This is a genomic window from Providencia sp. PROV_01 (genome assembly GCF_053098325.1).
Genome location: NZ_JBRFKD010000002.1, coordinates 358,349 through 367,545 on the forward strand (window position 1 = coordinate 358,349; position 9,197 = coordinate 367,545).

Annotated in this window: 6 protein-coding genes and 1 pseudogene; 3 read left to right on the forward strand and 4 right to left on the reverse strand. The window is 42.5% G+C overall.

All coding sequences use genetic code 11. The features are described from left to right. Window positions 1-31: 31 nt before the first annotated feature. The 4 genes from frc to fdnG form a co-directional block, all read right to left on the reverse strand. The gene (gene frc / locus ACU696_RS02435) at window positions 32-1,282 is read right to left on the reverse strand and encodes a formyl-CoA transferase (RefSeq protein ID WP_004906829.1); all 1,251 of its coding nucleotides are present in this window, start codon (window positions 1,280-1,282) and stop codon (window positions 32-34) included. 653 nt (window positions 1,283-1,935) lie between these two features. Beyond that, the gene (gene fdoI, locus ACU696_RS02440; protein ID WP_094961977.1) at window positions 1,936-2,592 is read right to left on the reverse strand and encodes a formate dehydrogenase cytochrome b556 subunit; all 657 of its coding nucleotides are present in this window, start codon (window positions 2,590-2,592) and stop codon (window positions 1,936-1,938) included. Continuing rightward, a complete protein-coding gene (gene fdxH / locus ACU696_RS02445; protein WP_004906826.1) occupies window positions 2,589-3,533 on the reverse strand; it encodes a formate dehydrogenase subunit beta in 945 nt (314 codons plus the stop codon). Before fdxH ends, fdoI begins: the two co-directional genes overlap by 4 nt. Before the next feature lie 11 nt (window positions 3,534-3,544). Further along, the gene (gene fdnG / locus ACU696_RS02450) at window positions 3,545-6,592 is read right to left on the reverse strand and encodes a formate dehydrogenase-N subunit alpha (protein WP_109912541.1); all 3,048 of its coding nucleotides are present in this window, start codon (window positions 6,590-6,592) and stop codon (window positions 3,545-3,547) included. Window positions 6,593-6,765: 173 nt separating this feature from the next. Here fdnG and fdhD point away from each other — a divergent pair, with 173 nt between their 5' ends. The 3 genes and pseudogenes from fdhD to ACU696_RS02465 form a co-directional block, all read left to right on the forward strand. Then, on the forward strand, window positions 6,766-7,596 hold the full coding sequence (fdhD, locus tag ACU696_RS02455; protein WP_209102497.1) for a formate dehydrogenase accessory sulfurtransferase FdhD: 831 nt from the start codon (window positions 6,766-6,768) through the stop codon (window positions 7,594-7,596). A 312-nt stretch (window positions 7,597-7,908) separates the two neighbouring features. Beyond that, entirely contained in the window at window positions 7,909-8,943 is a 1,035-nt protein-coding gene (locus ACU696_RS02460; RefSeq protein ID WP_001143643.1) for a DUF4365 domain-containing protein, read from the forward strand. A 139-nt stretch (window positions 8,944-9,082) separates the two neighbouring features. After that, window positions 9,083-9,148: pseudogene (locus tag ACU696_RS02465) on the forward strand (EAL domain-containing protein); the annotation flags it as partial. Window positions 9,149-9,197: the final 49 nt, after the last annotated feature.

Here is a 9,197-nt window from a genome sequence, read left to right on the forward strand (position 1 = left end):
GGGAGTGATAAGTCACTCCCAATTTTTAAAATTAGATCGCTTTGTTCGCGCGCATAGCTGCAATTTCATCTGCGCTATAGCCTAATTCAGTTAGGACTTGATCTGTGTGCTCACCCAACAATGGCGCGCTTTTGATATCGGGTGTAAATGAGGAGAATTTCATCGGGCAACCCACCGTCAAGTAAGTCCCGCGTTTTGGTTGTTCAACTTCAACAATACTTCCACTCTTACGCAGCGATTGGTCTCGTGCAATTTCACGCATACTGAGTACAGGGGCGCAAGGTACACCGTATTTACTCAAATATTCGACCGCTTCATGTTTATCTTTATCTGCTAAGAATTTTTCAATTTCAGCAAAAATATCAAAGATATGAGGTTGACGAGCCTTTGGTGTATTGTAAGCAGGGTCAGTTGCCCATTCAGGCTTACCAATAGCGACACAGGTTTGCTCCCAGTCCTGTTCTTGGATAGTAAAATAAATATAAGCATTTGGGTCAGTTTCCCAGCCTTTACATTTTAAAATCCAACCTGGCTGGCCGCCGCCGCCAGCATTACCACCACGAGGAACAGCATCACCAAACGTACCATTTGGATATTGCGGGTATTCTTCAAGGTAGCCAATTTTCTCTAATCGTTGCTGGTCACGAAGTTTGACTCGGCACAAGTTGAGTACAGCGTCTTGCATCGACATAGTCACTCGCTGACCTTTGCCTGTTTTTTCGCGGTGTAATAGCGCTGCAAGTAAGCCTATGAGCAAGTGCATACCCGTATTGCTATCACCTAATGCTGCGGCACTCACTAATGGTGGGCCATCCCAAAAACCTGTCGTGGAGGCAGCTCCACCTGCAGCTTGGGCAACGTTCTCGTAGGCTTTAACATTTGCATAAGGAGAGTCTTCATCAAAACCTTTGATGGAACCGAAAATCAAACGAGGATTTAATTCTTGAATGTGTTCCCAAGTGAAACCCATATGGTCAATTGCACCTGGATGGAAGTTCTCAACGAGGACATCGGCTTGCTTAATCAGCCGCTCCATCACCTCTTTACCTTCTGGTGTTTTGGTATTTAATTCTACTGAGCGCTTATTACTATTAAGCATTGTGAAATACAGCGCATCCACATCAGGGATATCCCTTAATTGATTGCGCGTGACATCTCCAACTCCCGGACGTTCAATCTTAATAACATCCGCGCCGAACCACGCTAACATTTGAGTACAAGATGGCCCTGATTGTACACCGGTGAAATCCAGTACTTTAATACCTTGTAAAGGAAGATCCATGTGTTACCTCTTTATTTAGCTGTCGTAAAAGGAATGTATGACGGTTCAATTATTTAGCTGCGTTAAAAAGATATTTATATATATGATGGTTTTTATATTTATTACTAACTACATGACTATTTTTATTAAATAATATCACCAATGTCCAGTAATTAATTCTATTAATATATGTAAACCATATCATTCTTAAAACACTCCAACGCCAGCATATTAATTCAACTTAAACTTGTAATTAGAAACAAAATATCGAATTAACCAACAATGTTCATTTAAGATAGCTATTTATTGATCTAATATCAATATTCAATAGCTATTCACAAAGAAATAACAATTATAAAAATTGTTTATTATCAATAAGTTGTCTATTTTACATCTTTTTTTACATAAAATAAAAACGAATAAATGTTTATTTGTTTATTCTTGGTTTAAAAATAATGTAAATTATACGCGAAATAAGAGCATCTATATTTGATGAGTATTTTTATTAATCTTATTTTGATTAACTATAATGATAATAAATCGTAAATAGGTCATCTAATAAATATATCTAATTTTCTTTCTTTCAAATAAATTGAATGTTTATGTTTTTTAGATATAAAAAACCCACAAATAACATTAGTCATTTGTGGGTTTGATAACAACAATAATAAAACTTAGTTTTTCTCTTGTTGCTGTTTTTGCTGTTTTTCTTTTTCCAAAAGCTGACGGTACCACAATGGATGGTGCTTTCTCGCCCAACCACGAGTCACCCAACCTTCAACCATCGCACGCACTGAACCTTTCACCCAAATCGCAGCATAAGCGTGAACCACAATCATGATGATCAGCGCAATCGCAGAGAGCGAGTGAATAAGAATAGCTGCACGATAAACTGGGATTGGGAAGTAATCGGCGAAATAAGGACGCCACATTATCACACCCGTGACCACCAGCGCTAATAAGCAGATAGTGACTACCCAATACACCCCTTTTTGGCCGAGGTTATATTGACCTACATCACCTGCTTCTTCATTTTTCAGTACTTTGCCGATATTTTTTGCCCACTTGATATCTTCTTTATTAATGAAGTTATGGTGGAAATAGCGGAAGAACATAAATACGAACAGCAAGAACATCGCCGTACCCACAAATGGATGCAAAATTCGCGACAGTTGTGGTGTGCCTAAAATATTCATAAACCAGTTTAGTGAAGGGAAAAAGAACCCTAACCCACTGATTGCGGTGAATAAAAAGCAAATCACAACCGCCCAGTGATTGATCCTTTCAATCGGTTTATGGCGGATGATTTTATCGTTATCATCTGGCATCATTTCTGATCCTCCCCTTCTTTTGATTTCGAAGTGTCAGAGGACATTGCATTATGCAAATCTTCTAAAGCTTCTTCTTCATCTTTTTTGGAGACGCGGTTCGGACCAATACCCACATAGTGGAAGATGGCCGCCGCAAATGTTGCAGCAAAACCAACCGCTGCTAACGGCTTCCAGATACCTTTCCAGAAAGTGACTGTAGGGCTGATTGTCGGGTTTTCCGGCAATCCGTGATACAACTGCGGTTTATCTGCATGGTGTAAAACGTACATCACGTGCGTACCACCAACCCCCTCAGGGTCATATAAACCTGCGTTTGCATAACCACGAGTTTTCAGCTCTTCAACACGCTCACCAGCCATGTTAATCATGTCTTCTTTGCTACCGAAGTGGATAGCGCCGGTTGGACACGTTTTCACACACGCAGGCTCTTGACCGACTTCAACACGGTCAACACACAGCGTACATTTGTATGCACGGTTATCTTCTGGGTTGATGCGCGGTACATCAAACGGACAACCCGCAATACAATAACCACAACCAATACAATGTTCTGATTGGAAATCAACGATACCGTTTTTGTACTGTACTATCGCGCCTTCCGAAGGGCACGCCTTCAGACAGCCTGGGTCAGCACAGTGCATACAACCATCTTTACGGATCAGCCATTCAAATTTATCGTTCTCTTCCACTTCAGAGAAGCGCATTACCGTCCATGATTTAGCGGTTAAATCTGTTGGGTTATCATATACCCCAACGTTCGTCCCGATTTTGTCACGGATATCGTTCCATTCGGAACACGCGACCTGACAAGCTTTACAGCCGATACAGGTCGTCACATCGATAAGCTTTGCAACTTCTTCCTTATAGTCCCGCACCTGAGGCGCGGGAGTCAGGGAATTGGTGGCAGAGCGACGAATAATGTCCTGAGATTGCATTGACATAATTTATCTCCTTACACCTTTTCCACATTGACAAGGAACGATTTAAATTCCGGTGTCTGAGTATTCGCATCACCCACATACGGCGTTAACGTGTTAGCAATAAAGCCTTTCACAGCCAAGCCTTCAAAGCCCCAGTGAATAGGGATACCGATAGTATCAATATCTTTACCTGCCACTTTCAGCGTATGAATACGTTTGGTGACCACCGCTTTTGCTTTGATATAACCGCGTTTAGAGCTGACTTTCACTGTATCACCTTGTTTGATACCTTTTTCATTCGCCAGACGTTCACCAATTTCAATGAACTGTTGTGGCTGAATGATGGCATTTAACAAGGCATGCTTTGTCCAATAGTGGAAATGTTCAGTCAAGCGATAAGTCGTTCCCACATAAGGGAATTCTGTCGCTTTACCCATTTGAGCCCAGTCATCTTTAAACACACGAGCAGCAGGGTTTGATACGACTTTTGGATGCAATGGGTTAGTATCCAGCGGCGTTTCAATTGGTTCGTAGTGCTCTGGGAATGGGCCTTCAGCCATTTTATCCAGTGCGAATAGACGCCCCATACCTTCTGGCTGCATGATAAACGGACCAACACCACTTCCCGGCGCAGCATTGCTATAGTCAGGAATATCCATTCCTATCCATTTGCTACCGTTCCACTCGAGGATTTGGCGTTTCGGATCCCACGGTTTACCCATTGGGTCTGCCGATGCACGGTTATAAATCACACGACGGTTTAGAGGCCACGCCCATGCCCAACCTAATGTGTTACCTAGACCCGTTGGGTCAGAGTTATCACGGTTAGCCATTTGGTTACCTTTCGGCGTCCAGCTACCGGTGAAAATCCAGCAACCACTTGCAGTAGTACCATCATCACGCAATTGGGCAAACGAACTCAACAGCTCACCTTTTTTCGCAATAACGTTGCCATCCGCATCTTTTAAGTCAACCAGCGCATAACCGTTGTTTTCTTGTGCCACTTCTTCCGGCGTTGGATTATCACGGTCAAAGTAGTTCCAAGTCATGCTCAGAACTTGCTCAGGTACTGCGCCGCCTTCAGAGGCATACAGTTGGCGTAGACGATGGAAAATACCAGACAGAATTTCACCATCACTGATCGCTTCACCTGGGGCATCCGCACCTTTCCAGTGCCATTGTAACCAACGCGCTGAGTTAACAATCGAACCATTTTCTTCAGCAAAACAGCAAGATGGCAGGCGGAATACCGTAGTTTGGATTTCTTCCGGATTCACATCATTCATTTCGCCGTGGTTTTGCCAGAAATTCGAGGTTTCCGTATTCAGTGGGTCAACGGTAATCAAAAATTTCAGTTTTGACAGCGACTTAACGACTTTGTTTTTATTCGGGAATGATGCTAATGGGTTAAAGCCTTGGCAGATATAGCCGTTAACTTCCCCTTTATCCATCATTTCGAAATAACGCAGCACATCATAGCCTTGATCCCATTTCGGTAATAAATCAAAGCCCCAATTATTTTCTTTCTGCGCTTTATCTCCGTAGAAAGTCTTCATCAAACTAACAAAGAATTTCGGGTAGTTACCCCAATAGTTAACTTGACCTTCAACCGTTGCTTTTGGCGTGTTTGCAGCTAAGTAACTTTCTAATGTGGTTTGTTTGTCTGATGGTAAGGTTAAATAACCCGGTAAGCTCTGAGATAGCAAACCTAAGTCAGTTAGACCTTGGATGTTGGAGTGACCACGCAGTGCGTTTACACCACCGCCTAACATCCCCATATTACCCAGCAGTAATTGGATCATCGCCATGGTACGAATATTTTGCGCACCCACGGTATGTTGAGTCCAACCTAATGCATATAAGAATGATGCTGTTTTATCTTTAGCACTCGTTTCTGCAAGGTATTCACAGACTTGTAAGAAATCTTTAATTGGCGTACCACAGATGTTATTCACCACTTCAGGTGTATAACGGCTGACGTGTTCTTTTAATAGATTTAATACACAACGTGGATGTTTCAGAGTCGGATCGCGCAGCGCAAGGCCGTTTTCATCCATCTCATAGTTCCACGTGGTTTTGTCATATTGACGTTTTTCTTCGTCATAACCTGTAAACAGGCCGTCATCAAAACCATAATCTTCACGAATAACTAAACTGGCGTTGGTATACGCTTCCACGTATTCACGCTGAATTTTTTCATTATCCAGTAAGTATTTGATAACACCTGATAAGAACGCGATATCTGTACCCGAACGGATAGGCGTGTAAAAATCCGCCACTGCCGCAGTACGGGTAAAGCGTGGGTCAATAACAATTAATTTGGCTTTATTATGGATTTTAGCTTCCATCGCCCAGCGGAAACCGACTGGATGCGCTTCTGCTGCATTACCACCCATAACGACAACTAGGTTTGCATTTTTAATGTCAACCCAGTGGTTAGTCATCGCACCGCGACCAAATGTTGGAGCAAGACTTGCTACCGTTGGTCCGTGTCAGACACGCGCTTGGTTATCAACGGCAAGCATGCCGAGAGCGCGGGTGAATTTTTGCGTTACAAATCCGCTTTCGTTACTCCCCGCCGATGCGCATAGCATACCGGTGGTCAGCCAACGATTTACCGTGACACCATCTTTATTTTTCTCAATAAAGTTCGCATCGCGGTCTTCTTTCATTAACTTAGCGATACGGTCAAAAGCTTCGTTCCACGTGATACGTTTCCACTCATTAGTACCCGGCTCACGCACTTCAGGATACTTCAAGCGACTTTCACTGTGGATGAAATCGATAAGTCCAGCACCTTTCGGACAAAGTGCACCACGGTTTACCGGATGATCCGGGTCCCCTTCAATATGGAAAATGCTCTCTTTTGCATTTTTCGCGCCATCACCGAGGCTGTACATTAACAGCCCACAGCCGACAGAACAGTAGGTACAGGTATTTCTGGTCTCTTTCGCACGCAGTAATTTATACTGGCGCGTTGACGCTAACGCGGTGGCGGGTGCAAAACCCAAGGCCGCTGCCGTCGTACCTGCCATACCGCCAGCGCAGATCTTAAAGAACTGCCTTCTGCTGACTTGCATGGGGATCTCCTCATTTACATTGCTCATGTTTACCTAACGCCAATCGCGATAATCAGGTAAACTGTTTTTATTCAACGTCTTCCTTACGTCCCAGGTTCATTGCCCGGCAAATGGTGTAAATTCTTTTTACCCATAATTAATATTATGTATCATTAATGCTAGGAATTCATCTAATGTATGAAACAAATACTACAAATGACTCCAAATTAACCAAAATGATTGGCTTAAATCACACAACCGTGCAACAAAAAGGCAACCTGAATTTACTCGTAAATGACTATGTAGCAGAAGAATCTCCTGTCGCTTTAGTCTTCAATGGCATATCCCATGTGGTAATGATGGCAACGCCAAAAGATCTTGAGGATTTTGCAGTTGGCTTCGCACTTTCTGAAGGGATAATACAGTCAGATGATGAAATTCGTGGAATTGATATCGTGGAAGGCTGCAATCGCGGAATTGAAGTGCATGTTGAATTATCTAGCCGTCGGTTTATGGAACTCAAAGAACGTCGCCGTAATTTAGCAGGGCGTACAGGCTGTGGTATTTGTGGCACTGAACAACTCGATGAAATTTTCAAACCGATCGCCCCACTACCTTTCACCCAAACCTTCTCTCTCTCGTATCTCGATAATGCATTACATGAATTGAAAAAAGTGCAAGAAATTGGCGCACTGACGGGATGTACCCATGCGGCCGCATGGATTTCACCAGAAGGGCAATTAGTTGGCGGATGTGAAGATGTCGGCCGTCATGTGGCTCTGGATAAGCTTTTAGGTATGAAACATCGTAACCAATGGCAACAAGGCGCAGTACTGGTTTCTAGCCGTGCTAGCTATGAAATGGTACAAAAAGCCGCTAGCTGTGGTGCAGAAATTCTATTTGCTGTTTCCGCCGCCACTGCACTCGCTATTGAAGTCGCAGAAAAAGCTAATTTGACCTTAGTCGGCTTTTGTCGTCAAGGTAAAGCGACGGTGTTTACCCATCCGAATCGGGTGAGGGATTAACTTTCCAACTGAAGATAATCATTTTAGATTAAGAGAAGTCAGAATAGCTTAATAGCGAATTAAGGCAGGAAAAACGCGGGGACTACCGATAAAACAAACCTACACGGTATGACGTGTAGGTTTTAGGCGATACCGTATCACTTCCCAATACAGAAAGTGAAAAAACATTAATTATCAATTAATTATAATTAAATTGGCGTGCATTTGGGGTAATTTCGGTTATTCACCTAAGTACGGTTACTTTGTACTGCTAGAACATATTATATTAAAAAATGCGTTCTGCGTCAGTGTTCAAGGTATTGAGGAACCAATATGCCAACCTATGCAAAATCGTTAGTAACTTCTAAGAAAGGTATTAACTACGTAAGAGGAGTTATCGAGGGAGTTGGCTGCTTGTTTCAAAAGATTGAGCAGGAAAATGATCTTGGGATAGATGCGATTTGCGAGTTGATAAACTCAAATGGTCAGCCAGAAAACCACCTTTTTGCTTTGCAGATCAAGTCTGGTGACTCTTACTATGATAGTTCTAAAAACTCCTGTTCATTTAGGATAGGAACTCATAGGGATTACTGGACAAATTATAAGGTCCCCCTTTTTGCTGTTGTTTACATACCATCTCTCGACACGGCTTATTGGACAGATATTAAGAAATTTCTGAAGAGTAACGTTCACGCTAGCTCCATTAGTTTCGATTTGAGTCGTGCCAATCACTTTGATGAAGAGAAGTTCATTTCTTACTTTAAGCCCTTGGTTACTGGGAGAGGGCCAAATATTTCTCTGGAAGACAGTTTAAGACTTGTTAGAAGCAGTAATGATGACGAGGCTTGGCTTGGTTTAACAACGTTATTTAGGCGATTTCCTAATACATACCAAACCTGGGATGAGTTGGTTAGAGCTTTCAAAATAAGAAGTATTGCCAAAATTCCTAGATTACTCATTTATCTTCTAGCCCATATCCCTTGGCATGGCGATATTTCATACAGTGGCGAAGATATAAAGTCAGAGATTAGATGTTATGCCGCTGACTTGTTTAATTCGTTTGATGAAGGTGACATACGTAAGTTACTGTCCATGATCGATGACAACGGAATACAGAGGGGAGCTATCGGGCAATCGGTCGAAGCTGTAATTAACTGTGTAGGTAGTGCATCACAGTATCTAATCAGAATAATCAGGAATGGCTGCGACAGTATGGAACTAAGAGAATCAGCAGCGTTCATTTTGGCCGTCGATAAAGGTGTTGAGGCTATACCGTACCTTCGAGAGTTAGCATCTAGTGGCAGCGAGATATCCAGTTTGATTATTCAGGATATCGCTGAACATGGTGGGTTTTACCCATACTCTTAATGCTTTTGATTTTCACCTCAACGATACCCATCTAATCTATCAATAATTAAGTGCAAAAAGTCCGCAACCCAAATTGGATGCGGACTTTTTTTTGTCCAGAAAACCACCGTTTATTGAACAGTTAGAAAACTCACCTATTGTCATTTTCAGAAGACGACTGCACCAGTTGATTGGGCGTAATGGCTGTTGTGCAGCCAGCTCCTGACAGTTCAATATCAGAAGTGATCTGCACCAATCTCGACTATGCTCAATAC